Raw genomic sequence first — 25199 nt, forward strand, 5'->3', positions numbered from 1 at the left:
TTTCGCCCACGCGCATGTCCTTGTATTCGAATTCGCCTGCGCCGGCCTTGGAACCGTCCACGTAGACGACAATCTTTGCGCCCTGGTAGTTCGCCTGGTCGAGCTGCTTGCCCATCTTCATGGGGGCGAGCGGGTGGCTTACGGAGCAGTTGCCGTACTTCGCGTCGCGGAACATCTGGGCGGTCTCGAAGACCTTCTTCATGTCATTCGTGAAGCTTGCGATGTAGAAGTCGACGCTCTGCTTGGGGCTCGGCAGCAGGTTGTGCTCGGCGAGGAGGTCTGCGAGGACCACGTCGCCCATGCCGAATCCGACTCCCGGGATGCGTTCGCCGCCGAGCTTTTCGGTGAGGCTGTCGTAACGGCCACCGCCAGCGATAGCACGCATGGATTTGCCCTTGTCGAACACCTCGAACACGATGCCCGTGTAGTAGGCGAGGCCGCGCACGATAGAGAGGTCGAGGTTCACGCATTCGCCGTAACCAGCTGCAGTCAGCGTGGCGAATAGGTCCTCGATTTCGGCGAGGGCGGCAGTCGCGTTTTCGCTCTTCACGGCGGCGCGGACTTCCTCGATGCTCTTGCAGCTCATGAAGTCATCGAGCTTTTTCACCTGGCCCTCGGTGAGGCCCGCTTCGGCGAGTGCCTTGGCAAAGGCCTCGGGCCCGATTTTCAGGCGGCGGTCGAGTACAGGGTAAACGAGCGCGGGGTTCGGGGCGCCGATTTCTTCGAGGTAGGTGGCCAAAAGTTTGCGGCTCGAGACGCCAATCGCAAATTCGCCGTCCTTGAGGCCGAACTTGCGGAGCATCGTCGCTATGGAGGCGAGCAGGTCTGCTTCGGCGTAGATGCTCTCGGTGCCGATAATGTCCATGTTCAGCTGGAAAAACTCGCGCAGGCGGCCCTTCTGCGCCTTCTCGTAACGGAAAAGGCGCGGCATGCTGAACCACTTGAATGGCTTCTTGAGTTCGCGGGCCTTCTGGATCACAAGGCGGGCGAGCGTCGGGGTCATTTCGGGGCGGAGCGCGATTTCGCGGTCGCCCTTGTCCTTGAAGTTGTAGAGCTGGCTTACGATTTCTTCGCCGGACTTGCCGGTGTAAAGCTCCAGATGCTCAAACATCGGGCCTTCATACTCTTCGTAGGCAAAACTTTCGGCGACTTGACGCCAGGTATCGAAAATGTAGTTCTGGATGCGTTGCGCTTCCGGGTAAAAATCGCGCGTGCCCTTGGGCAGCTGGGGGATAGAAATGCTCATAGTGTCACACAATTTAGAAATTTTTGCGCAATGTTTGCGCAAACGCGGTCAAGGATGTATATTCATAGGTTGAAAAGAAAGGGAAGGTGTTTATGGAAAAATCTTTCGTTAGGGCAATGCGCATTATCTGCGCTTCTGCACTTGTTTCGTCTACGGCGGTAATCGCCAAGCAGGTGAATGTTTCTACTGTCGCCGACTTGACTTCGGCTACTTTGAATGCCAAGGCGGGGGATACCATCTGGGTTGCCCCGGGCAAGTACGAACTGCCAACCTCCAACTGCAAGAACGACAAGTTCGTGAACGAGACTGGTCGCGATTGTGGCCTCATCTGGCTCGGTGCCGACGGCACGAAGGCCAATCCCGTTGTCCTTGCCGGTTCGGATCCTGCACATCCGTCAGAGATATTCAGCTCCGATTACAAGCACAACTACGGCGTTCACGTAACGGGAAATTATGTTGTTCTTAAAAACCTCAAGATCCATACCTTCAGCAAGGGCGTGGTATTCGACAATTCCGTCGGGGCCCTGATGGAAGACTGCGAGGTGTACCACACGGGAAATGAGATTGTCCATGTTCGCGATTCCAGCCAACAGGTGACACTGAACCGCAACTTTATCCACGGTTCTGGCTATGAAATTGCCAAGTACGGTGAAGGCATCTATGTCGGAACCTACAATACGGGATGGGCCTCTTCCCAGCAGGCCGACAGGGATGCTGGCTTTTGGGGGACTGACGCCTCACAACATCGCTATAGCGGCTATGACTGGCGCGTTAACGATACGAAAATCACATGCAACATCGTCAGCGGGACTACTGCCGAGAACATCGACGTGAAGGAAGGAACGGTCAGGGGATTTGTCCAGGGCAATATGTTCATTGGGGACAGTCTTGATTACAACGGCGAGGTGTCCTATGACGACGCAAATATCGACATGAAGGGCGCTTCTTGGACTGTTACCGGAAACTACTTCTATAATTCCAAAAAACAGGGGCTGCCTTATTACAATCCCCATTTCAACTATTTTGTGGAAGAAGTGGTGATGCCGTCAAACGGGAATAAGGCTGGGAGTAATATTGAAAAATACGAGAAAGCTGTTGGCTACGTGGTCAGCGTCGACAAATACGCGCAGAACGGCTGGTGCGACAACAGCGCAATCGATTCGAATGACTGCGTAGAAAGCAAAAATACCGTGGTAGAGGAAATACGGGAAGTTCGCAACGACTGCGAGGAACTTTTCAGAATTCCGACGTCCGAGATCGTATATTCGTCGAGCTTTACGCCGCCATCCAGCGCGTCGGTCAATCAATCCAGTTCCTCGGTCAGCCCGTCCAGTTCTTCGGCGGGGAATGAATCCTATGAGGCCGTGCGCTACGAGGCGGAGGCCGCGACTTGCACCGGGTGCACCGAGAAGACGAATGATGCTGCGTCGGGTGGCAAGTATATGCGTACCGAAACGACGGGCAACATCACGTTCAATATCAGTGTCCCTGCGGCCGGGAAGTATGAGGTTGTAATCCGCTTCAGCAACACCGCTTCAAACGCCAAGACTCAGGATATCCATGTAAACGGGACGAAGGTCAAATCCCAGGAATTCCCGGTAACGCTTGAAGGGAACTTGGGTGGGGCCGCAGCTGCCTTTGAGGATATGCCGGTGCAGGTGTCGCTCAACGCGGGGGCCAATACCTTCGCCATCATCAAGAACTGGGGGCATGTGGACGTGGACTATATCGAGGTGAAAGTGCCTGGTGGGTCTACGCGGGTTGCGGGCTTTACGCCTGTGGCGGGTGTAAAATTCCATGTGCAGGTGTCGGGTCGCAACGTTCACGTATCGGGAACGGACGGCGCTCCTGTCGCCATCATGGATATGCAGGGCAGGGGGTTGCGTTCCGGCTATTTGCAGGGGCGGCGCGGGCTCGATTTCCAGGTGGAACGGGCCGGCTCGTATCTTGTGCGCGTAGGCTCTGCGGTGCATCGCGTGAATATCGCCCGGTAGGGGAAGGTTCCTCGGGCGAACTGCTGTGCTCTAGGCGCGGTTTTGGGTGCGTCTCGGGGAGTTTTTGCGCGAAAATAGAACTAAACTACGCAAAAATGACCTTTTAGTCCTATCTATGGGCGCTTCAAATGCGTCGAATTCAAAAAATGTAGGACTAAATGCGCCAAAAGTGGCGATTTAGTCCTATCTTTGCGACGGTTTGACTCTCTTGGAGGATACTTTTTGTGCGAAAGTGACCTGTTTGATAGGACTAAAAAGGGTGAAAAGTGGGTTTTGGTACTATCTAAGGGCGTTTCAAAGGCGTCAAATTCAAAAAATGTAGGACTAAATGGATAAAAAGAGGTGGTTTAGTCCTATCTGGGGGCCTTTCGGGCGCATTTCGGACTTTCGGTGTGCATTTCAGGGCGCATTTCGTGCGCAGTTCGTGAGGCGTCGGCGCCTTGCTCTATAGCTACCAGGCAAATAAAAATGCAAGTGCTGAAATGAATGTTGCAAAAAGGACTAGGCCTTTGTAGTTTCGTTCTTTTATACAACGGTAGCCGTACTTGAATGGGGCCAGATAATAGAATTGCAACTGCGTTTTGAACATAGAAACAAGGTCGTTTTTAGAGTCATCCCGAGGATTATTCTTTTGCTCACTGTCGTACATAAATCCCAAGACCCCTAAAAAGGGAATGCATATTAAAAAAACGAATGCAACAAAATAAGTGGAGTTGAAGTTTATTATGTCCGGATATTCAGCAATAAATGCGTCTCTCGTTATCACGGTAAGACATGTAATTCCTATTGTGAATAAAATAAGCGCTGCGACATAGCGCTTGGAATACAGTCGTGTCTTGAGCGGGAGTTTTTTTTCGTCGATCTCGACTGTCTCATATTTTTCGTTAGAAGATTCTTTATGAGGCTTTGACGCTCCGCACCAGGGACAGCGGGGCTCAGAGAAATTGTAATGCTCACCACAGTTCGGACAGAACATTACAGGGAATCCTTATTTAGGTTGAGTCTTCTCACAGTTTTGAATATACATTTTTTTATTTTTCTACATTTGAGGCAATGGAAAACTGTTCCCTGAATGTCTTGATTCTGGCGGCGGGACTCGGGACGCGGCTCCGCCCGCTCACGAACGATGTGCCCAAGCCGCTCGTGCCCGTGGTGGACGCTTCGATTCTCGATTTGCAGGCCCGCAAGGCGCGTGCGATTGGCGATGTGCGCCTGCATGCGAATGCGCATTACCTGGCGGAACAGGTGGTCGCGGCGGGCGAGACTCTCGGATTTGAGAAAGTTTGGGTGGAACAGCCCGAAATTCTCGGGACGGCGGGGCCGCTGCATCGCATTTATGCTGCAGGTTACCGCGGTGGCCTGCTCGTGATGAACGGCGACGCCTACTGCAGTTTTGATTTGAAGGCTTTCGTGAGCAACGCGCAGACATTGGCCGCGCAGCCGGACGGCCCGCAGGTAGCGCTCCTTGCGGTGGACTTCCCGCAGGTGAACACCTTCCGGGTGGGCGCTGACGGTCGCTTGGCGGGCATTGCCGGGCGGTTCGGCGCTACGGAAGGCACCCCTGCGACGTTTTCCGGCGTATCGTGGTACAGCGACGCTGCCCTCTCGCGCATACGGGAAGGCGAGTTTGATATACGCGAATTCTGGAAGCAGGAAATTGCCGCAGGCCGCGCGCCCTTCGTGGACATGAGCCAGCTGAATGCCACCTGGATTGACATGGGGTCGCCCGAGGGCTTGATGCATGCGGTGGAGGCGCGCCTTGAGGAACTGGGCCGTAACCCGAACGAAGCCGTCGTCGTACCCGGCGTGGAACTGCCCGCGGGCGTGAAAATCAGGCACTCCGTGATTTATGCCGGCGCACAAATTGCCGAAGGCGAAACAATTGAGAACGAAATCCGCGGGAAAGGGTTTACCTGGAAGGTTTAGTTATGCGTAAATTTAGAGTTGTCCTAGTAGAACCGGAACATCCCCATAACGTGGGCTTTGTCGCGCGCGCCATGCACTGCTACGCCCTCGACGAACTTTATATCGTCTATCCGAAGCGTGACAAGGTGATTGAAAATTCCTATCACACGGCACCGAACAGCCACGAGGTCCTGGACAAGGCGACCATCGTGCACAAGTTCGAAGACGCCATTGGCGATTGCGCCTGCGCGGTCGCATTCAGCCGCCGCATTTACGGTTCTGCCATCAAGCATACGATGATGCCTGGGCTTTCGGAACTCTTGCCCGAGAACGGCACGATTGCGCTCGTGTTCGGGCGTGAATCCTGCGGGCTCGAAACCGAAGAAGTGAACGCTTGCACCTACCAATGCGAAATTCCTGTGCCGGGGCTCATGAGCCTCAACTTGGCGCAGGCGGTGACGGTCGGCCTGTATGAACTATGCCGCAGTGGCGCACTTGCGAACGGCGAAGGGCGCGCAAAGCGTGGCACGAAGGGGGCCTGCGAGACGGCTCCCGCGACGATCCAGCAGATTGACGGATTCAAGAAGTTCCTCGACCGCTACCTGACGGGGCAGTACCACGACCAGGCGTGGCGCGACAACTTCCTCAATACGCTTGTGCAGCGCCTGCACCCCACGCGCAACGAACTTTCGGCTCTCTTCGGGCTGTTGCGTAACTTGGCGGGAAAGCCTGCGCGTCTCGAACGTGCTGCAGATAAAGCCGCTGCCGAAAAGGCTGCGGCGGGATCTGTCAAGTTTGCCGAAAAAATCGAAAAATAATGTTTATTCGATGTACTTCTTTATGAGTCTTGCCATCAAGTCGGCGAGAATTTCCACTTCGAAGTCGCCAACAGATGCTTCCATGTGGTGGTATCCGATGCCGCTGTCGTCCGTGAGGAACACGTAGGTGCCGCCAGTCGCGAGGTCAAAGAACCTCAGCATGAATTCCGCGGGCTTGTCTACGCCGCTTGCCGCCACGGGGATCAGCTTGATGCCGTTCTTGGCGAAGAGTTTGATGGAATTCTGGAGGCTCTTGATAATCTTGTCTTCGTGGTGTGCGGGGGCGTCGAGGATGATGAAGGCGATGCGTGCGCGTGCTGATTCGTCCCAGGAAAGCTTCTGCAGCGTGGTTTCGAGGGCGGAGTGCACCGCTTCGGGGGTGTCGCCGCCGCCACCTGCATTTTGCTTGCTTATGAATGCCTGCGTCTTGGAGAGATCGCTGGAGAAATTGTCGTAGCGCGTGAGGTAGTCGTCCCCTTCGTCACGGTAGACTACCGCCGCCGTACGCAGGTTCACGTTATTTCCCGATTTGGCTTTCTCGATGATGTCGTCGAGGTCCGATTTGAGGAAGTCGATTTCGTCGCCCATGGATCCCGTGGCGTCCACGATGAAGGCGATGTCGGCCTTGGCTTCGGCCTGCTTGGCTTCGCTTACGACAAAGTTGATGTTGAGCTCTTCGTCGCCCTTGGCCGTAATTGCGAGCGGTTCCGTGTAGTCGACTCCGTCAACGCTGAGCGAATATTCGATGGTGGAATCGTCCGCAGCTCCGCTAAACAGGTTTATCCAGCAGTAGGCATAGCCTGTGTTGTCGGTCTTGGCAGCAAATTCCACATCGCCTCCCTTGAGGAGCTCGACGGAGACGTTTGCGATGCCGACGCTGTCTTCATCGATAACTTTTACTGCAACGAGTTTCTTCGGGTAAAATCCCCAGTATTCCGTATTGTTGTAGAACTCGTTCTCGTTGAGGAGATCAGTCCAGAACTTCCAATTGTCAAGGTCGTTCCATTCGCCGGCCGTGAGCAGGCCCGAATAGGTTTGATTGCCTTGTTCGACTTCCGCACCGCCACCTTCGCCAATGGCCCCACCTTCGCCGGGGGCTTCGCCACTGAAGCCATCCTTGGCGATGGCATCCTCGGAGAATTCGGTTGCGCCGGCCATATCCCCACAGCAATCGTCCGAGTTGTCACTGCAGGACATGCAGAGCGATGCAAGTCCCGCCATTAATAAATACCCGAATCCTTTTTTCATGTCGATTCCTCCTATTTATACGGTTCCCGAGGGAAGTCTATGTTAATTTTATTTTTTTTATGAAACAAATTCAAGATATTTTTTTGGCAAAAACGAATGTTTTTATAAAAATTTGTGGTCAAGTCTTTTTTATGAAACGTATTGTTTCTTATGTCGATAATGCTTTTTTTTGAAAAAAAAGATTGAACTTTTTTTATATTGTTGTATCGTGAAAATTCGCTTATCCACAGAGACTTTGAACCGGCTGAAGCGCTTCCGCAAGAACAAGCGGGCGTTCTGGTCGCTGGTGGTGCTTGTGGTGGCGTACTTCTTGTCGCTCACGAGCCCGTGGACGGTGAACGACGAACCGCTCGTGCTGCGTTACGAGGGCAAGACGTATTTCCCGGCGTTCGTGCGGTACAGCGATGCGGATTTTGGCGGGGAATACCAGACGGAAGCCGATTATGGCAAGCTTTTCGAGGCGGTTCGCGAGTGCGAGGAAGACGCTGCCGAGGGCTTTACCCGCGCGGGTGGCTGCCCCGAGGTTTGGGCGGTTATGCCCCCGATTGCGCATGACCCGCTGAAGGCGGACCTGAGCGAGGACGGAGCGCCCCCGTTTGCGCCGAGTGCAAGGCATTGGCTCGGCACAGATAGCAATGGTCGTGATGTTTTGGCGCGCCTGATTCACGGGTTCAGGATTTGTATCAGTTTTAGCCTGCTCTTGACGGTGCTCGGGACGTTCCTCGGGATTGTCATCGGCGGTATCCAGGGCTATCTCGGCAAGTTCTGGGATATTGGCATGCAGCGCATGATTGAAATTTGGTCGTCGCTCCCGATGCTCTACGTGGTGATTTTGATTGGAAGCATTTACGGGCGCAGTTTCTGGCTCTTGATCCTGATTATGGCGGCGTTCAACTGGATTTCGCTCAGCTACTATATGCGTGCGGAGTTCCTCAAGCTTCGCGGCATGACGTACGTGCAGTCGGCGAAGGTTCTGGGCATGGGGCACAGGCATATCTTTTTCAAGGAAATTTTGCCGAATGCGATGACGCCCGTGGTGACGCTGTTCCCGTTCACGCTCATTGGCGGTATCGGGAGCCTTACTTCGCTTGACTTTCTGGGATTCGGCCTGCAGCCGCCCACGCCCAGCTGGGGCGAACTCATGAGCCAGGGCCTCAACAACCTTTACGCACCGTGGATTTCGGTGAGCACGGTCGCCGCCCTCTTTGTGACGCTGCTCCTCACCACGTTTGTGGGCGAGGGCGTGCGGGATGCCATGGATCCAAAATCGGGAGATAGGTATGTCTAAAAAAGGATTGGTTCTCGAAGGTGGCGCGATGCGCGGCCTTTTTACCTGCGGCATTCTCGATACGTTCATGGAAGAGGGAATTGATTTTGATGGTGCTGTGGGAATTTCGGCAGGAGCCTGCTTCGGATGTAATCTCAAGTCAAGACAACCTGGCCGTGCCTTGCGCTATAATTTGCGTTTCGCTGGAGACAAGCGCTATTGTAGCTTCCGCTCGCTATTCCAGACGGGCGATATCTACAATGCGGATTTTTGCTATCGCAAGATTCCTCAGGAACTGGACCCGTTCGATTTCGAAACCCTTAAGAAGAATCCGATGGAATTCTACATGGGGGCAACCGATATCGAGACAGGCAAGGCGGTTTTCCCGAAACTCATAGATGGAAGCGACAAGGATTTGGAATGGATGCGTGCTTCGGCCTCGATGCCGCTTGCCGCGAAAATCGTAGAAATTGACGACGGTAAGTACATGGATGGTGGAATTGCCGATTCTATTCCGCTCCAGTTTATGCAGTCTGTTGGCTATGACCGTAACATAGTCATTCTCACGCAGCCCCGGAATTACGTGAAGGGTCCGAACAAGCTGATGCCACTAATGCGATTTATCTATCGCAAGTATCCAAAGTTTATTGAAGCGATGGCTCATCGCCACGAGATGTATAATGCCGAGACACGATTTGTATTCGAACAGGAAAAGTTGGGGAATACGCTCGTCCTTTGTCCCGAAGCCCCTCTTGGTATAAGCCGTATCGAAAAAAATCGTTCAGAACTCCAGCGTGTGTATGACATGGGTAAAAGGATTGCGTCGGAACGGATGAATGAAATCAAGAATTTCATTTCGAGGGATTGACATGGCTGAATCCTCAAGGAAGGTTGTTCTCTCGGTTGACGGTCTTTCCGTTGCGTTCGGTTTCGACAAGAAAGGAGCCCCGCGCGATGGGATTCCTCCGCTTCAGGTGACTGACAAGATATCGTTCGATATTCAGGAGGGCGAATTTTTTGCTTTGGTGGGCGAGTCGGGTTGCGGCAAAAGCGTGACCGCCATGAGCATCTTGAGGTTGCTTCCGCAGCCGAGCGCACGGATAGTAGAGGGGGCTGTCTTTTACAACGATGTCGGCGCCGATGCGACTCCTGTAGACCTTGCAAAAATTCCGCTGAATGAATTGCAAAAAGTTCGAGGTGCGGGCATTGCATGCATTTTTCAAGAACCGATGCAAGCGCTGAATCCTGTTCTGACCATCAAGAAGCAACTGCTAGAAGCGTTTTCTTTTGGAGCAAAATCGGAATCTCCTCTTGCCGAAATCAAGGAACAGCTTGCTGCGGCTGGTTTCAGCGATCCGGATCGTGTGCTGGATGCCTATCCGCATGAGCTTTCGGGCGGCATGCTCCAACGCGTATGCATCGTGATGGCGCTGCTTCCGAAACCGAAGCTGATTATTGCCGATGAACCTACGACTGCGCTTGACGTGACGGTCCAGGCGCAGGTGCTTGCGGTTTTGAAAGACATGGCGAATCGCACGGGAACAGCGGTCCTGCTGATTACGCACAACATGGGAATCGTCTCGCAATATGCAGACCGTGTAGCCGTGATGTATGCTGGCCGCATTGTGGAGTGTGGGCCTGTTCGTGAAGTAATCGATAAACCGCTGCACCCGTATACGCAGGGGCTATTGTCTGCGATTCCTGAGAACCATAACGACATGTGCAATCTGCGCTCCATCCCGGGCTCCGTGCCGCATCCGCGCGATTTTGTGAAGGGCTGCCGTTTTGCAGACCGCTGTGAAAAATGTGCTGGATTGTCTGCCGAAATTCAGGAGAAATGCCAATCGCAGGAATTGCCTCCGCAAGTGGGCTCAGAACATTTTGCCTATTGTTATTCCTTGGAACAAACCTAAAGGCGCAGTAAAAAATTCCTGCACTATTTGAGGTTGTATTTTTCCTTGATTGCAATACGGTCTTCTTCGGAGAGATTCTTCAGATAACTTCTCCAGCCGGGGCAGAAGTTGATGTGGAACCGCCAAAAACGCCCGATGAGGGACTTGGGGTTCTTGTCGTACTGGGCTCGGATTTTACAATTTGCACAGGCCATAGTGTAGCTCCTTTTTTATAAACATAAAAAATCCCTGCAGAGAACTGCAGAGATAAAAAATCAAGACGAAGTTTATCGGAGGATGGATGCAAGGCGTCCGTGCCCCGTAGCGTATAATAATACGTGAGGGGCGCGGCAACGAAGCAGACGCCTCCGAGAAACGAGTCTTACTTCACCTTGAGAGCGCCGCGTTCCAACTTAATCGTAAAGTTGGTAACGTCGCACACTTCGCTCGGACCCCAGTACTGGATCGGACCCGGATAGGTGTAGGATTCAGTCTTGGCCCAGACTTCGCGGTTCTTGGCGAAGAACTTGAACGGAGCACCGTCGAGTTCCACAAGAGCCTTCTGGATAACCGGCTTGTCGGCACCGTGACGACGTTCGATGTTCATCATCATGGTGATAGGAATGCCACCGGCAGTCCACTTTTCGATGCCCTTCGTGAGGTCACGCACAGAGCTCATGTAGCCGTTCATCTTGTTGAAGGCGAGCACAGAGGCGGTGAAGCCGAGGCTGTAGCAGTAGTCGGCGTCGAAGTTCGACGGTGCGGCGCAGCGGCCTTCGTAACCGAAGAAGTGGTTGAGGGCGCTGAACTTGCCCTTGAAGTTCTTGCGGCTCTTGAGTTCCTTCTTCACCATTTCGATGACGAGCTTTTCGGTTTCGATGAGAGAAACCTGCACGTTGCCGTGGCTGTCGCGGTCGAGCATCAGCTGGCCCTGAGTGGTGGAGGGGAGGCTCTTGAGGACTTCGGCAGAAGCCTTGGAAATCCACTTGCAGAGCAGTTCCACCTTGGCGGCGGTGTCGAGGCCTTCGACTTCCTTCTCGTGGTGGGCGAGGGCTTCGGAGAGTTCGGAAATGAGCACGCCCACATCCGGGATGAATTCGAGGAGGCCTTCCGGAATCAGGCAGACGCCGAAGTTCTTGCCGTCAGCAGCACGAGCAGCGACGATGTCAGCCACGTACTTGATGACCTGCTTCAGCTTCATCTTCTTGGCCTTGACTTCTTCAGAGATCAAGCAGATGTTCGGATGGGTCTGGAGAGCGGCTTCGAGAGCGATGTGAGAAGCGCTACGGCCCATGAGCTTGATGAAGTGCCAGTACTTCTGAGCGGAGTTGGCATCGCGCATGATGTTGCCGATGAGTTCGGAATAGGTCTTCACGGCGGTGTCGAAACCGAAGGAGGTTTCGATGTATTCGTTCTTGAGGTCGCCGTCGATGGTCTTCGGGCAGCCGCAAACCACGCAGCTAGCACCGTTGGCCTGGAAGTATTCACCGAGGACAGCAGCGTTGGTGTTGGAGTCGTCACCACCGATGATCACGATAGCGTCGAGCTTCTGGGCCTTGGCAACAGCCATGCACTTCTTGAACTGTTCTTCAGTTTCGAGCTTGGTACGGCCGGACTGGATGATGTCGAATCCGCCAGTGTTGCGGTAGGAGTCCATGATCTTTTCGTTGATCACGATGAACTTGCCGTTCTCGAGGCCGGACGGGCCGCCGAGGAAGCCGAGGAGCTTGGAATTCTTGCTGATGCTCTTGATACCGTCGAAGATACCCGCAATCACGTTGTGTCCACCAGGAGCCTGGCCACCGGAGAGAACCACGCCCACGTTGAGGGCCTTACCGGCAGCAGCCTTGGTAGCCTTCTTCATGCCGATGTACGGAGCGCCGTAGGTGTTCGGGAACAGGGCCTTGATCTTGGCCTGGTCACGGACGGACTGGGTGGGCTTGCCCTTCACGAGAGCAACTTTGAGAGCGCCGTCGCGGAGAGCGGCGGGGAGTTTCGGCTGGTAGGCCTTGCGGGCCTTGCCGAGGACGGACAGATTGTCAGCCATTGTTGTTTCCTTTTGAGTTTGCCCGGCGGGTTGACGCACAGGCAGGGTTAAAAAATTACGGGAGTAAATATAGAAAAATTTTTTGTGACAACGCCACGTTAAAAAAGATCCCCGGTCAAGCCGGGGATGACAAGAATGAGGCTCAGGATGACGCTTCGCGTCACTTAAACTGTGCGGTGATGGGCTGGCCGTTCGGAGTGAACTTGCGCGGGTTTTCTGTCGAACCGTCGCTCCAGCCGGTAAACACGGAGCCGTTGCTCGGCACTGCCTGCAATAACAGGTCGTTACCCGCGTAGAACTTGCCCTGGTAATTGCTCTTCGGGAGTTTCATGCCGTCAACCGTCACGCTGCCGCTCCCGCTCACGTTGATGCTCACGTTCACTGCATTCTGCAGGCCAAAGTATTGCTCCATTTCCTGGCGGACCGTCTGGGTGCGGTTCTGGGCATACTGAATAAGGTCGCTACCGTCGGGAGACCAATGGAAGCTGCCCTGGTTGCGCGGCCATCTCTGCTGGTCACGCTGCTGTTCGCTCGCAGGAATGGCTGCCATCATCTCTTGCACCTTCTTCTGCACATTTTCGTAGGTCAGGTAGTTGTCGAGCAATATACATGCGTTGTTGATGAACAGGCGCTTGAAATCGTTGTTGTCGAGAAGTTTGTTGAGCATCTGCGCGGGGCCCTGCTTTGCGCCGCCGAAGCCCCATCCGCCGCCGATATCCCAACCGCCCATGCCGGGGAATTGGCCCTGACCGGGCTGTTGCTGGCCGCCCTGCTGGCTGTTGTCCCTCGTGGCAGAGCCCAGCGCCCACTGGAACATGTTCTGGCTCGTTACGTCAAACCCGCTGATGCCCGGCGAGAAACCGAATCCGTGGTCGGTGTCGAATGCGACGAACTTGAACGGATTGCCGTTGCCGCCCCAGGCGCGGATGTTGTTTTCGGGCCAGTCGCCGTTGTGGAAGTAAAATTCGGCCAGCATGTACTGCGCGAAGCTGTTCATGTTGACCTTCTGCTTCATTTGTTCGTAACTCTGGTTGTTGTCGCCGGCAAAGTTGCCGTTGATAATCTGGTTCGCAATGTTCTTGTATTCGTCGGCAGAGGCTCCCTTGGTGCCGCTAGCCTCGGCGCTGTTGCCCTTGATGTTAATCATGTTGATGGACTTGCTGTCGATACCGTAGTTCGTCTCGACAAAGCTCCTGTTCAGGCGTTCGCGCAGGTCGTGAATTCCGAAGTATTCGCCGTTGTAGAAGACCACCACCTGCAGGCTGCGCTGGTAATCCACGTCGGTGCCTTCCATGAGGCTCGTCATCATGGCATCGCCGATGTAGTCCGTCCAGAAACGGTTGCCGTTGTTGCGCAGGTTGAAGCTCTTCATCTTCTTTGCTTCGGGGCGCGTCTTGAAGAACGAGTATTTGAGCACCTTGTCGCCCCATTCGTCGTTGTCCATCTTGATGGCGACGCTCTTCTTGGGCTTGTAGCGGCTCCAGTTACCGATAAGCGAAATGCCTGCATCGATTTCCCACGTCTTTTCGGTGGTGGAACTGCCCTTCTCGAAGTATTCTACGTGCACGGGAAGGGAATCTTCGCACCAGAAGTTCGCCTTGAAGCAGGGCTCGGCGCACTTGGAATTGTTGTTGTCGCTAAGGTTTACACCCATGCTCATCTGGTTGAAGTTCGGGTTGTTGCAACGGAGCTGGTTCATGGGGCCGGTCGCATAAAGGCCGTCGGTCGAGTCGAACATGTCGTGGTGATTCACGGTGAGTGCTACCACCGGCATCGAGACGTTTTCGCCGATAAAGTAGGTCTGCGTCGTGGTGTCGGCGGGCTGGCCATTCACGAACTCGCTACAGCGCACCACGGTGTTCTTGGTAATCTGCATCGCCGAGGTAATCGCCTGCGAACCCTGCGTGGGGAACGATCCGTCGAACGTGCACTTGATTTCGCCACCCTTCGTGGGGGTCGGCGGTTCAATGGTCAGGTTAGAGTAGAAACCCGCCTTGGGGAGGAACGTCGCTTTTGCCTTGTGGTTGTCGTCGTATTCCTTGAGCCCGACGGAAGAAGACATGGCGATTATCAGGGCCGACGAACTCGAAATGCCGGGCTGTGTCGTGCTGGAAATGCCGAGCTGGGCATTGCTTGATTGCGGATTGACAGGGCCCGTTGCGGAACTGAGCGGATTTTGTTGCCCCTGGCCCTGGTTCGGGTCTCCCTGCTGGTTGAGCGGATTGTCCGGATTCACCACGGGGATGGAGTCCTGGATGCCTCCGTTCGGGTCGATCGGGTTCGCGTTTGTGGGCTCGTCTGAACATGCCGCGAAGAATGTGGCGGCTGTTATAAACGAGAGAAGAGCGAGTTTTCTTTGCATAATTGACCTTGACGCTAAAACGCCCTAAGTCCACACACCATCCCTTAAATTAAAAAGATTTCGCCAATTTTGACGATTGTTAACGGATTCTTTACAGTTTTTGGAAGGCAAAAAATGGGGTGTTTTGACGCAAATCACACTCATTTCCAAAATGGCGTAACATATCTTCCCGATAATCGAAAATGTTTATATCTTGGAGGGGCCCAAAACACGATGAAGAAAGATATATCCGAGCTGTTTACCAATTTCAGGCTCCGGAAGCGACTGCTCGCGCTTGCGGACGGTTTCATCGTCGTTATTGCGGGACTGCTCGCGAATTTCCCGATTCCCATATATGCATCGCGAATCGGACGCCCTGAGCTTTTCTCGTTCATGTCGACGTGCGTGGTATGCTGCCTTGCCGCCCTCCTCCTGGTAGGTGCATACAACAAGCTTTGGCGCTACTTCTCGCAAAAGGACTACCTGAGTTGCATTATCGGTGTCGTGCTCGGTTATTCCGTCGCTATTTGCCTCTACTATATTATTACCGGGGTCTCGTATCTGCGTTTCTCGGCGCTTTCGTGCCTGCTTACCATTGTGGGCATCTGCCTGTTCCGTTTCGTGTTCCGCGACGCCTTCTTGACGATTGCTGAAGTCGGCCGCAAGGATGCGGAACGCAAGCGTACCATGATTATCGGCGCGGGCGAGGCGGGGAAGCTCCTGATTACCGAAATCAACAGGCTTTCTACGGGGGCCGCAAGCAGTGTCGAATCGAAAATAGAGCCCGTGTGCCTTATTGACGATGACAGGAACAAGATAGGATCCACGGTCTGCGGCATACTTGTTGCGGGCGGATCGCGCGATATTGTAAAGGTCGCGAAAGCAGAGAACGTGGAGCAGATTATCTTCGCGATTCCCAGTTGCCCCTCCAAGGACCGCCAGGCGATTCTCGCGATATGCAGCAAGACGGGGCTCCCGGTCAAAGTGCTGCCGTTTATCGGTAGCCTGCTCGATACTTCAAGCATTGGCGACGGCTCTACAAGCTTCGTGGAGCAGATTCGCGATATCAAGGTCGAGGATTTGTTGGGGCGCGACCCCATTACGTTTGATAACAAGGATGTCCGCGGCTATATCGAGGGCAAGGTCTGCATGGTTACGGGTGGCGGCGGCTCCATCGGCAGCGAACTCGTGCGCCAGATTGCGAAATACGACCCGAAACAGGTCGTCATTGTCGATATTTACGAGAATAACGCCTACGAGATCCAGCAGGAACTCCTTATGGAGTACGGGAATAGTCTCGACTTCGTGACCCTCATTGCGAGCGTGCGCGACTACAACCGCATGAACCAGATTTTCAAGAAGTACACGCCCGATGTGGTGTTCCATGCGGCGGCCCACAAGCATGTGCCCTTGATGGAAAATAGCCCGATGGAGGCGATTAAGAACAACGTTGCGGGGACTTTCAACGTGGCGTTCCTTTCGCTGTTCAACAAGGTCAAGAAGTTCGTGATGATCAGTACCGACAAGGCGGTAAACCCCACGAACGTGATGGGGGCGTCCAAGCGCTGCTGCGAGATGATTGTGCAGTACCTTGCCCAGCACAAGAGGAGCGGAACGGAATTTGTATGTACGCGGTTCGGAAATGTGCTCGGCAGCAACGGGAGCGTGATTCCGCTGTTCAAGCGCCAGATTGAGCAGGGAAGGCCCGTGACGGTAACGCATCCCGATATCATCCGCTACTTCATGACGATTCCCGAGGCGGTGAGCCTTGTGCTCGAGGCGGCCAGTATCGCGCACGGCGGCGAGATTTTCGTGCTCGACATGGGTGAACCCGTCAAGATCGTGACGCTTGCCGAGAACCTCATCCGCATGTACGGGAAGGTGCCTTACAAGGATGTCCCGATAAAGTTTGTTGGGCTCCGGCCTGGCGAAAAGATTAAGGAAGAACTCCTGATGGACGAGGAAGGCCTGCAAAAAACCGGCAACAAGCTCATCTTTATTGGAAAACAGCTTGAAATTGACAATGGCAAGTTTATTCCGCAGCTTCGCAAGCTCAGGGATGCGGCCTTTGCGAACGACGAGGCTGGAACCGTGCGTGCTTTGCACGAGATTGTGCCTACTTTTGTCTCCCCGGAACAGTACAACGCGACAGAAAAAGCTAAATTTGGCCAGTCTTTTTAACCGGAATGTTATGAAATTACGTTTTTTTTCTGTTTTGGTTTTGGGGTTTGCAGCGGCTTGCCTTGCCCAGACTGGCCTTATGGGTGGTTCCGACGGTGTCCACCAAATTAATACCCAGACGCTCGGTACGGGGCAGGTCATTGTTGGTACGGGTGGAAATTTTGCGATTGACCCGTGGGCGCTTTCGCGCGGAGGAATCTTCTACGACGATGGCGAAAGGAAAAAGCTCCAGCACCTGAAGGTTTCGGCGACAGGTAACTTCTTCGGCGCGGTCGGGCTCACCCGGTTCATCGATATCGGTGCCGCGCTCAACATCAACTACGACAGGTCGTATGCGGGCAGCTACTGGGAAGCGGCCGGCAATATCAGGCAGGGAGACCTGGACCTTTGGGCCAAGGCGCGCGCTCCCTTCTTTAGCGATTCGAGCGTGTTCAGCCTGGCCGGACAGTTCGAACTGTATCTCCCGATTGGCGTCCGTTCTATCGGTATCCGTCCTCGCCATGCGTGGTATATCCACGGGAAGGGCGAAACGCACCCCTATACGGCGGGCGAAGTGGTCGTCGGGATGAGCGCCGTGACGACTGTTGATTTGACAAAAGTGAACGTTCCCTTGCGCTGGAACGCGAATATCGGATTTGTCTATGCGAACGAGGGCTCGAATACGCTGGTTTATGGCACCGGTATCGACTGGGACATGTTCAAGTGGATGACCTCCTTTGTCGAATATAGCGGCGAATTCCGCGTAGAAAACAATGGGCTCCCGATTGATTTTTGGGAAGATCCGATGACCTTGACTCCGGGTCTCAGGTTCCATCTGCCGTGGAACCTGGAGCTTTCTGGCGGCATCGACTTCTCGGTGCGCATGCTCCGGACGCTCTATGACCGCGACAAGGAAATGAAGGATGTCGATAAGTGGACTATCGGCTACACCGACCAGAAGGGATACAAGAAGACGTATGGCTACACGCCGGCCCCGACGTATGCCCTGACAGGACTCCTGACGTGGAAGTTCGGCATTGCGGACAAGGTTTCCGAACGCCAGTGCCCGCAGGGACTCCCGCCCGAAGAGCCGCGCGACACGGTGACCGTGGCCCGCACGGATACGATTGTGCATGTGGACACCGTATACACGGTCGATACGGTGGTGCAGAAGCAGTCTTACGTGAAGGTGGATTCGCTGCCGGATAGCGACAACGACGGTGTTTCGGATGACCGCGACAAGTGCCCGGATACGCCTGCGGGAATTACGGTGGATACGACGGGTTGCCCGCGCGACTTCGATGGCGACGGTGTCCCCGATCATAAGGACATGTGCCCGAATACGCAGCCGAACATCGGCGTCGATTCGACGGGTTGCGCCATGGACGAGGACCGCGACGGTGTTGCGGACACGAAGGACCTGTGCCCCGCGACTCCGAAGAACGCTCCGGTGGATACGACCGGATGTCCGATGGATTCTGACCGCGATGGCATTCCCGACTATCAGGACAAGTGCCCGAACACCCTACGTGGCGTGAAAATCGACAAGAAGGGTTGCCCTGTCAACAAGCGTGAAGACCTGGAAAGGCTCAAGAAGGGAATCAACTTCAAGAGCGGCTCCACCGTGCTGACCAAGGCGAGCTACAGGACTCTCGACGACATTGTGAAACTGCTGACTAAGTTTGGCGACGTGAGCCTTGAAATCCAGGGCCACACCGATAACGTTGGCGGCGACGAATATAACGAGAACCTTTCGCAGGGCCGCGCCCAGTCGGCGGTTGATTATCTTATCCGCAAGGGAATCCCGGTCGAGCGTCTCCGTGCGGTTGGCTTTGGACCGCGCAAGCCCATTGCCGACAACAAGACCAAGAAGGGCCGTGCCAAGAACCGCCGCGTGGAACTGATTCCGTTCTATAAGGATGATCCTTAAAGGAGAGTCGATGCGTTTCGAGAAGAGAGTCTGGCTTGCTAGCCCCACCATGCATGGCGATGAACTCCGCTACATGCAGGAGGCCTATGAGACCAACTGGATGAGCACCGTCGGGAAGAATATCGACGAGGTGGAGCGCCAGGTGGCCGAGAAGGTGGGCGTGAAGTATGCCGTAGCGCTCTCGGCGGGGACTGCGGCGTTGCATTTGGCTACGCGGCTTGCGGGTGTCCGCTTGTTCGGAGTGCCCAAGGCGGGCGAGGGTTCTCTGCACGGGCAGAAGGTTTTCTGTAGCGACATGACGTTTGCTGCGACGCTCAACCCGGTGGCCTACGAGAATGGCGAGGCCGTTTTTATCGACAGCGAACGCGATACCTGGAATATGGATCCCGTGGCTCTGGAAAAGGCCTTCGAAATTTATCCGGACGTGAAGCTGGTCGTGCTTGTTCACTTGTATGGAACGCCCGCGAAGGTTGACGAGATTCGCGCAATATGCAAGCGTCACGACGCCCTGCTCATCGAAGATGCCGCCGAAAGCTTCGGGGCTAGCTACAAGGGAGTGCAGACCGGAAGTTTCGGCGACTTCAACGCCATCAGCTTTAACGGGAACAAGATTATCACCGGCAGTAGCGGCGGCATGTACCTTACCGACAGCAAGGAAGATGCCGACCGTGTGCGCAAGTGGAGCACGCAGAGCCGTGAGCCCGCGCCGTGGTACCAGCACGAGGAAATCGGCTACAATTACCGCATGAGCAACGTGATCGCGGGTGTGGTGCGCGGACAGCTGCCGCACCTCGAGGAACACATTGCGCAGAAGCGAGCCATTTACGAGCGATACAAGGCGGGCCTTGCCGGGCTCCCCGTGCAGATGAACCCCTATGACGCGGCGAATTCCGTGCCGAACTTCTGGCTGAGCTGCATGATTATCGACGAGAATGCGATAGGCGAGGGTAGAGGCAAGGCGACGCCCGCGAAAATCCTGGAAAGCATTTCTGCGATGAATGCCGAAGGACGCCCGATATGGAAACCCATGCACATGCAGCCTTTGTATGCGGGCCATGCCTTCGTGACCGCCTCGGGAGATGACGTCGGTGCCGATATTTTCGCCCGCGGGCTCTGCCTCCCCAGCGACAACAAGATGACCCCCGACCAGCAGGAGGCCATCATCGCTACGATCAGGGAGTGTTTTGAGGGGTAGCTGTCATCCCCGCAACATAGTCTGTCATCCCCGCGAAGGCGGGGATCTCCCAGAAAAACTTGTTATATTGAATTAAAATGTACTCCCGCTTCCTTAAACGCCCGATTGACTTCTTCTGTGCCCTGGCGGCAATCTGCTGCCTGAGCCCGCTGATGCTCGTGCTCACGGTTGTGGGCGCGTTCAAGATGAAGGGGAATCCGTTCTTCACGCAGCCCCGTCCCGGCAAGGACGAAAAGATATTCAAGCTCGTCAAGTTCCGCACCATGACAAACGAGAAGGATGCAAACGGCAAGTTGCTTCCGGACGACGTGCGTCTTACCGCATACGGTAAGTTCCTTCGCTCCACCAGCCTCGACGAACTCCCGGAACTATTCAATATTCTCAAGGGCGACATGGCGGTAATCGGTCCGAGGCCGCAACTCGTGCGCGACATGGTGTTTATGACCCCCGAACAGCGCAAGCGTCACACCGTACGGCAGGGCTTGAGCGGACTTGCCCAGATCAACGGTCGGAATGCTGTCACCTGGGAAACCAAGATCGCCTACGACCTGGAATACATCAAGAATATCACCTTCCTAGGCGACGTGAAGATTATCCTTACGACGCTCAACAAGGCGTTTATCAAGCGTTCCGACATTACCGAAGAGAACTGCGATACCGCCACAGACCTTGGCGATTACCTGCTGGCAAACGGACGCATTACCCGCGAGGAATACGACCGCGGTCAGGAAGAAGCGAAGAGACTGATAGCGGAGGCGAAATAGCATGTCCGCTTTGGTGTCGATTATCATGCCCAGCTATAACACGGCTCCGTACATTGCCGAGTCCATCAACTCGGTTGTTGCTCAGACCTATGCCGACTGGGAACTGATTATTGTTGACGATGCCAGCTCCGACAACACCGACGAGGTCGTGAATAGTGTTATTCAAGGCTGTCATCCCCGCGATTTATGCTGTCATCCCCGCGAAGGCGGGGATCTTTCATCGCGAATCCACTACCTAAAAAACGACCGCAACCGTGGTGCCGCCTACAGCCGTAATCGCGCCCTCCGCGAGGCAAAGGGCCGGTGGATCGCCTTTCTCGACAGCGATGACACCTGGACGCCCGACAAACTCGAAAAGCAGATTGCCTTCATGACCAAGAACGGTTATGCCTTCAGCTATACGCGTTACGAGGAAATGGGCGAGGACGGCAAGCCCACGGGAACGATTGTTGGGGGCCCGAAACGCATCACCAAGACCGGAATGTATAACTACTGCTGGCCCGGATGCCTTACCGTGATGTACGACCGCGAGGTGGTGGGCGATATCCAGATTGCCGAAATCCAGAAGAACAACGATTACGCCATGTGGCTGAAGATATGTCGCAAGGCCGACTGCTACCTCCTGGACGAAAACCTGGCCCGCTACCGCAAACGCGGTGGCTCGATAACACACTCCTGTCATCCCCGCGCAGGCGGGGATCTCCCATTGGGGCAATCTCGCCACTTATCTCTTATCAAGTGGCACTACAAGCTCTACCGCGAAGCCGAAGGAATGAACCCGGTCGTGTCACTGTTTAATACCGGCCGAAACCTCTTCTTTGGCGTGTGGAAGAAGATGAAGTATGTGGGGAGGGGGTGATTATTGCATTTCAAAATGTTTTTTATTATGTTTAGAATTGTACCTAGAAACAAGTTTTTTTAGATAGGGTGTAACGCTGATGCTGCTTGAAAAAATGATTTCCAAGGGCGAAAACAGTAAGGTTGAGTTCAAATCGTCCTTTAATCAAGAGACGATAGAATCTGTCTGTGCCTTTGCGAATAAAAAAGGCGGCACCATAATTGTCGGGTTAAAATCGCTAACGAAAGTACATGGTGTGCAAATTGGCGAAGAAAGTGTGCAGAACTGGCTGAATGAAATAAAAAGTAAGACCGAGCCCGAGCAAATACCTGATGTTGAGCTGATTGAGTATAAGGGCAAAAAGTTGGTCGCCTTAATTGTTCGTGAAAGCGCAATTAAGCCCGTGTCTGTTCAGGGGCGTTGCTTTATGCGTCATGAGAATAGCAACCATCTGATGTCTCCGTCTGAAATTGGCGACTGTACCTTGCAAACGCAGAACTCTAGCTGGGATTATGTCCTTGATGAATCTGGGAGAATGGACGACATATCGTTAAGGAAGGTCAAGCAAAGCATTGAACGCATAAACCGCCGTGGCTACCATTTGCCCTTGGATCCGGTTGATTTTTTGCGGAAAAATCGCCTGTTGCGTGATGGAAAACTGACGTTTGCAGCGGAAATGCTCTTTGCCAAGGACTGGCATATAAATACCGCAGTACAGATGGGTTTCTTCCAGACACCGACGATAATCAAGGATAGAGATGAGGCCCATGGCGACCTGGTGAGTCAGGTAGATCATATTTTTGAATTTGTAAAAAAACATATCAACTGTGCAGTCGTAATAACAGGTAAACCTGAAAACGACTTGGTTTGGGACTATCCGTTAGACGCTCTGCGTGAAATAATCTTGAATATGATAGTCCATAGGGATTATCGTTCTCCGTCTGAATCTTGTGTGAAGGTGTTTTCGGATTATATTGAGTTCTTTAATCCTGGAATACTTCCTGAAGATATAAGCGTTGACGATTTAGTGCACAACCGTTATCTTTCAACACTCCGTAATAAGGCTATAGCTAATCATTTTCACTTGCTTGGTGAAATTGAAAAATATGGCTCGGGCGTTACTCGCGTTATTCAGTTGTTCCGTGATGCAGGCTTGCAGGAGCCGAAGTTCGAAATTTTAGGAGGAGGTCTCAAAGTGACTGTATCCTCAAAAAAAGTAGCGGATAAAGTAGCGGATAAAGTAGCGGATAAAGTGACGGATAAACCTGAGAAACAATCTCCTGCCAGAGCCCGTCTGTTGTCATTCGTTAAGCAAAATCCTGGTTGCAGTATAGGAGACATGATGAATGCAACAGGTTTTTCTGATAGTTATGTTCGGAAAAATTTGAGTATTCTTGCTAAAGAAGGCGAAGTGGAGCATCGGGGAAGTCGAAAAACCGGTGGGTATTATGCAGAATAATATTCAGTTCCTATCCCTGTTTAATACAGGCCGAAACCTGTTCTTTGGCGTATGGAAGAAGATAAAGTATGTGGGGAGGCCATGTAGAATCATAAAACAAGGGGAAACTTGAATATGAATTTTCTTGGCAGACTAAAAAATGCATATGATGGCGGTGGCTTGAGGGAAATCGTTCGCAAGTCGTTCTGCCACATGGTTTATAGAATCAACAACTACAAGACGAAATTTTTAGTTGATAGAGCGAAATTTGATTACGGCTTAAATGCGACAGAAGAAAGAGAAACGAAAATCATTGTGTCGTTGACTTCTTTCCCGTTAAGGTTCAATAAAATCCATATTTGCCTAAAAAGTTTATTGCGGCAAAAGGTTAAGCCTGATAAAATTATTGTCTATCTAGGATCAGATTCTTCGCGAGATCAATTCACGAAAGAAATGTTGGCCCTGGAACAATATGGCGTTGAATACCATATTGATAGCGAAAGGAACCTGAAAGCGCATAAGAAATATTTTTATGCAATGCAGGAATTCCCCAACGATATAATAGTAACTGCGGACGATGACCTGTATTACCCGTCAAACTGGTTGTTGTCTTTGTTGAAAACTTATAAAAAATATCCAAATGCTATTAGTGCACGTCGCGTACATTTAATGAAGCAAAAAGACGGAATTCTTCTTCCTTATAATATGTGGAAAGACCAGTGCCGAAGCGTACTAGAACCTAGTTTTTCTCTTTTAGCGACGGGCGGAAGTGGAAAACTGTATCCGCCACATTGCCTTAAAAAGTGCGTTTTTGATGATACGAGATTCAAGGAACTGTGCTTTGACGCTGATGATATTTGGCTAAAATGTATGGAAATTGTTAGCGGGATTCCTGTGGTTTGGACAAAAAATTGGGAAGTCGACCAATTGGGTGTTGGCTCAAACGAAAAAGGAGCCCTTTCAAAACAAAATGTAGATTGCTCGCACAATGATGTCTGTCTGAAAAATGTGCTGAATTTCTATAATATTCCTACGAGCCGCTTTTTGGGGTAAATAAATATGGAAAACTTTGCCGTCGTCATATTGAATTATAACACATTCGAAGACACCGTTGTTTGTGTTGATTCTATTAAGAAATACACGGCATGTTCTTCTTATAAAATATTTGTGGTCGACAACGCATCGCCTGATAAGTCTGGTCAGTTACTGGTTTCAAAATACGCGCAAGACGACAAGGTGCAAGTTCTTATAAGTGAAACAAATTTAGGTTTTTCTGGTGGTAATAATATTGGAATTCGCAAGGCTTTGAAAGAAGGCTTTGAATATGTTTATCTTTTGAATAGCGATATTATCCTGCAAAATGATGCTTTTGCCTTTATGCAAGAAGCGTTTGCATCGAATAAAGATGTAGCTATTGTAGGACCTTCAATTTATAACCCTAAGGGAAAGTATGTCCAGTTTGCAAGGCATGGCATTACAGCGGAGTCTTATTTAACAAGTAAAAAATTATTCAAAACATTTTTCTCTGGTCAAAAAAATAAATCCCGTTTTATAGATTATCCCACGGACAAGGATTTTATTTTTAACGGAATGGTTTCCGGATGCTGTTTCGGGATGTCGTCTGCTTTCATTAGGCAAAATAATTGCCTGGATGAAAATCTATTTATGTATTATGAAGAAGATATATTGGCGTATGTTTTGCAAAATGCGAAAAAATGCGCCATGATTGCGAATGAATCCCGAGTCATACATAACGAGGGCATCTCGACACAGAAGAAAGGCGATGGGAAAATGTTGTTTACTCGTTTTTATCGCTGGACGTCCGTTATATATGTTCTGTTGAATTATGCAAAGTTAAATCGATTTGTGTGTGCGTTGCTCTCTTTACAGAATATTGGGTGTTGGCTGGTGATGTCTTTGTACAATAAGAAATACAGGGAGTCGCTGCGGGCTTTTGTTGCGGAAAACAAAAGGGCCCTAAGAAGTAGAAAAAGATAAAAGTATGCCACTATATAGAGTGTTCCCATATTTGTATTTTTTTGGCTGGATTTTTCTGGCCATCTTTCAATATATTTATAATACAAATTACTTGTATGAGCCGTTATTAATTTTTTTC

20 protein-coding genes are annotated in these 25199 nt (G+C 52.5%); 14 read left to right on the forward strand and 6 right to left on the reverse strand.

Annotated elements, in window-relative coordinates; genetic code table 11:
* Positions 1-1246, reverse strand: a 1246-nt coding sequence (hisS, locus tag B2952_RS06560; RefSeq protein WP_290781543.1) for a histidine--tRNA ligase, incomplete at its 3' end; no start/stop codon positions are given.
* 92 nt (positions 1247-1338) lie between these two features.
* Between hisS and B2952_RS06565 the strand changes: the two genes are divergently transcribed.
* Entirely contained in the window at positions 1339-3240 is a 1902-nt protein-coding gene (locus tag B2952_RS06565; protein WP_290734815.1) for a CBM35 domain-containing protein, read from the forward strand.
* A gap of 451 nt (positions 3241-3691) precedes the next feature.
* Here the strand turns inward: B2952_RS06565 and B2952_RS06570 are convergent, their stop codons facing one another.
* Positions 3692-4216 (reverse strand): hypothetical protein, encoded by a 525-nt coding sequence (locus B2952_RS06570; protein WP_290734813.1) that lies wholly within the window; start codon positions 4214-4216, stop codon positions 3692-3694.
* Positions 4217-4293: 77 nt separating this feature from the next.
* On the opposite strand from B2952_RS06570, the gene B2952_RS06575 reads away from it, so the two are divergent.
* Both B2952_RS06575 and B2952_RS06580 read left to right on the forward strand, forming a co-directional pair.
* Positions 4294-5166 carry a sugar phosphate nucleotidyltransferase gene (locus B2952_RS06575; protein ID WP_290727186.1) on the forward strand — a complete coding sequence of 291 codons (873 nt, stop codon included), beginning with the start codon at positions 4294-4296 and terminating at the stop codon, positions 5164-5166.
* A gap of 2 nt (positions 5167-5168) precedes the next feature.
* The gene (locus B2952_RS06580; protein ID WP_290734811.1) at positions 5169-5963 is read left to right on the forward strand and encodes an RNA methyltransferase; all 795 of its coding nucleotides are present in this window, start codon (positions 5169-5171) and stop codon (positions 5961-5963) included.
* A gap of 3 nt (positions 5964-5966) precedes the next feature.
* On the opposite strand, the gene B2952_RS06585 is transcribed toward B2952_RS06580, so the two are convergent.
* Complete coding sequence (locus tag B2952_RS06585) at positions 5967-7211, reverse strand: vWA domain-containing protein (protein ID WP_290734809.1); 1245 nt, start codon at positions 7209-7211, stop codon at positions 5967-5969.
* Between the two features lie 208 nt (positions 7212-7419).
* Here B2952_RS06585 and B2952_RS06590 point away from each other — a divergent pair, with 208 nt between their 5' ends.
* The 3 genes from B2952_RS06590 to B2952_RS06600 are packed head-to-tail and all read left to right on the forward strand — an operon-like array spanning position 7420 to position 10391.
* Positions 7420-8499, forward strand: coding sequence for an ABC transporter permease (locus B2952_RS06590; RefSeq protein WP_173366688.1), 1080 nt, complete (start codon positions 7420-7422; stop codon positions 8497-8499).
* On the forward strand, positions 8492-9346 hold the full coding sequence (locus B2952_RS06595; protein ID WP_290729693.1) for a patatin-like phospholipase family protein: 855 nt from the start codon (positions 8492-8494) through the stop codon (positions 9344-9346). Before B2952_RS06590 ends, B2952_RS06595 begins: the two co-directional genes overlap by 8 nt.
* A 1-nt stretch (position 9347) precedes the next feature.
* Positions 9348-10391, forward strand: coding sequence for an ABC transporter ATP-binding protein (locus tag B2952_RS06600; protein WP_290734807.1), 1044 nt, complete (start codon positions 9348-9350; stop codon positions 10389-10391).
* 23 nt (positions 10392-10414) lie between these two features.
* Here B2952_RS06600 and B2952_RS06605 read toward each other — a convergent pair whose 3' ends face one another.
* The 3 genes from B2952_RS06605 to B2952_RS06615 form a co-directional block, all read right to left on the reverse strand.
* On the reverse strand, positions 10415-10585 hold the full coding sequence (locus tag B2952_RS06605) for a hypothetical protein (protein ID WP_173366685.1): 171 nt from the start codon (positions 10583-10585) through the stop codon (positions 10415-10417).
* Positions 10586-10752: 167 nt separating this feature from the next.
* Positions 10753-12417: a diphosphate--fructose-6-phosphate 1-phosphotransferase gene (locus B2952_RS06610; protein ID WP_290734805.1), complete on the reverse strand. Its 1665-nt coding sequence runs from the start codon at positions 12415-12417 to the stop codon at positions 10753-10755.
* Between the two features lie 160 nt (positions 12418-12577).
* Entirely contained in the window at positions 12578-14779 is a 2202-nt protein-coding gene (locus B2952_RS06615) for a CotH kinase family protein (RefSeq protein WP_290734803.1), read from the reverse strand.
* A gap of 213 nt (positions 14780-14992) precedes the next feature.
* Here B2952_RS06615 and B2952_RS06620 point away from each other — a divergent pair, with 213 nt between their 5' ends.
* The 8 genes from B2952_RS06620 (at position 14993) to B2952_RS06655 (ending at position 25081) form a co-directional block, all read left to right on the forward strand.
* Positions 14993-16939: a polysaccharide biosynthesis protein gene (locus tag B2952_RS06620; RefSeq protein ID WP_290734801.1), complete on the forward strand. Its 1947-nt coding sequence runs from the start codon at positions 14993-14995 to the stop codon at positions 16937-16939.
* A gap of 79 nt (positions 16940-17018) precedes the next feature.
* A complete protein-coding gene (locus B2952_RS06625; RefSeq protein ID WP_290734799.1) occupies positions 17019-18848 on the forward strand; it encodes an OmpA family protein in 1830 nt (609 codons plus the stop codon).
* 10 nt (positions 18849-18858) lie between these two features.
* Positions 18859-20043, forward strand: coding sequence for a DegT/DnrJ/EryC1/StrS family aminotransferase (locus B2952_RS06630; RefSeq protein WP_290734797.1), 1185 nt, complete (start codon positions 18859-18861; stop codon positions 20041-20043).
* Between the two features lie 77 nt (positions 20044-20120).
* Positions 20121-20807: a sugar transferase gene (locus B2952_RS06635; RefSeq protein WP_290734795.1), complete on the forward strand. Its 687-nt coding sequence runs from the start codon at positions 20121-20123 to the stop codon at positions 20805-20807.
* A gap of 1 nt (position 20808) precedes the next feature.
* Positions 20809-21666: a glycosyltransferase family 2 protein gene (locus B2952_RS06640; RefSeq protein ID WP_290734793.1), complete on the forward strand. Its 858-nt coding sequence runs from the start codon at positions 20809-20811 to the stop codon at positions 21664-21666.
* Between the two features lie 79 nt (positions 21667-21745).
* On the forward strand, positions 21746-23104 hold the full coding sequence (locus tag B2952_RS06645) for an RNA-binding domain-containing protein (RefSeq protein ID WP_290734791.1): 1359 nt from the start codon (positions 21746-21748) through the stop codon (positions 23102-23104).
* A 114-nt stretch (positions 23105-23218) separates the two neighbouring features.
* Complete coding sequence (locus B2952_RS06650) at positions 23219-24136, forward strand: glycosyltransferase (RefSeq protein WP_290734789.1); 918 nt, start codon at positions 23219-23221, stop codon at positions 24134-24136.
* A gap of 6 nt (positions 24137-24142) precedes the next feature.
* Complete coding sequence (locus B2952_RS06655; protein WP_290734787.1) at positions 24143-25081, forward strand: glycosyltransferase; 939 nt, start codon at positions 24143-24145, stop codon at positions 25079-25081.
* Positions 25082-25199: the final 118 nt, after the last annotated feature.

It is taken from the genome of Fibrobacter sp. UBA7003 (assembly GCA_002449765.1).
GTDB lineage: Bacteria > Fibrobacterota > Fibrobacteria > Fibrobacterales > Fibrobacteraceae > Fibrobacter.